The sequence below is a fragment of the Mycobacterium szulgai genome, from assembly GCF_002116635.1.
GTDB lineage: Bacteria > Actinomycetota > Actinomycetes > Mycobacteriales > Mycobacteriaceae > Mycobacterium > Mycobacterium szulgai.
In genome coordinates this window covers 1-1,661 of sequence record NZ_LQPW01000133.1, presented here as the reverse complement: position 1 = coordinate 1,661, position 1,661 = coordinate 1, and the positions used below count along the sequence as shown (strand labels likewise).

Sequence of the window (1,661 nt, the reverse complement as noted above, 5' to 3'; positions counted from 1 at the left end):
TAGACCACCCCGAGGCCGCCCTGGCCAACCTGCACCGCCTCGCTGAACCCCGCCGCAGCCAACTCCGACACCACATCATCCGAGGGTGCTGTCTCTCGACCGACCTGCGTACCAAGCGGTTCCCCAGACACTATAAGAACTCCCATGATCCGGCCCAGGGCGCTTTAGCCAGCGTGCCGATTGCACACAGTACGGCAGTACTCGCATACCGCACAGCGGTATTGGAATTGCAGGGCTGCGCTGCGCTTTGATCGCTTCCTAGGGCGAGGGCTTGCCGGTCCGGTGTCCTTGTCGCCGACACTGCCACGGCACACCCTTTGTTACGAAATGGATTGCGCGCCACTGCCATTCTGGTCGTCTTCGGCGAGGGCGAAGGCTGTGGCTTGGTCGAAGGTCATTGCGTCGCCTTCGCGCCAGGCGGCATCGAATTGCGCGGGGCTGAGCTGCTGGCGGGCGCGGCGCTCGAATTTCTCGTGGGATCCGCCTGCCTGAGTGAAGACACCCGTTGAGGCGCCGCACGCGCGAGATACCGCGCCGGCAGCTGCCATCAGCACGACCGCCCGATGCGGATCGTCCTGGGATCCCGCGACCCAAGCCAAGGCATCTAAGAGCACCACACTGTCCCACGGGTTATTGATGAGTTGCGTCAATCGAAGACATTGCCGCAGTGGTGCTTCGGCGAGCTGCACCTCGCCCCGCCGCCACTGGTTGAACCCGACAAACGCCAACAGTCGTGACCGCTGCACAGAGTCGCCGACGGAATCGGCGAGGGTCAGCGCCTTTTCGAACCAGTCCAGTGCCTGGTCGTTGTCCTCCGCTGTCTGGGCCATCCAGCCGAGCATCATCATCGACTGAACCCGCACCTCGAAGGCGTCGGTTCCATGTAGAGCTCGGTAATAACAGTCGGCCGCGCGTTCCACGTCGCCTCGGAGCATGCCGGCGTACCCATCGGCGACGTCGGTTCGGGCTCGGGCTTGCGGGTTGTCTAGGCCTTGAAGGAGATTGCGCGCCTCAGCTACCCGGGCTTCGGTCGCGGCGATGTCGCCTTGTATGGCGGTGAGCCACGCCGCGTCGCAGAGCAGGCTGATCCGGGGTGCCGGGGGCTCCTGCGGCGTCGCGGACAGTGTCTTTTCCACCCAGTGGCGCCCGTCTCTGAGCATTCCGGAGGTGGACCACATGGGGCGCAGGGCGGCGATCATCGCCACGGTGCTGGTTGGGGATTCGGACAGGGTGAATCCCAGGGCCTCGCGCAGGTTGGGCATCTCGTCGGTGAGGCGGTGATACCACTGGATTTGGTGTGGACCCCACCATTCGGTGCGGACCTGGTTGAGTAGTTGTTCGTACCAGGCGGCGTGGCGGCGGCGCAGCGCGTGATATGCGGTGTCGCTGAGGCGTTCGCGTCCGTATTGACGCACGGTGTCGAGGAGTCTGAAGCGCACCGTGGCGCTGTGGTCGATGCGAATCAAGATGGATTTGTCCACCAGCGCACACAACCGATCCAGACACTGGCTCAAGGTGTCGTCGGCGTCGATCCCCGCGTGGACGGTCTCATAGTCGGTGCTGATGTGGTGGGCGGCTGGCAGATCGAAGCTGCCGGCGAACACCGACAGTTGGGCCCAAAGCTGTTGTTCGGCGTGACTGCAACGCTCGTAGCTCCAGTC

1 protein-coding gene is annotated in these 1,661 nt (G+C 64.1%); it reads right to left on the bottom strand.

Features of this window, described 5'->3' with window-relative positions; genetic code table 11:
• Positions 1-320: 320 nt before the first annotated feature.
• Positions 321-1,661: ATP-binding protein (locus tag AWC27_RS31255; RefSeq protein ID WP_425437490.1), on the bottom strand; the 1,341-nt coding region annotated here is incomplete at its 5' end.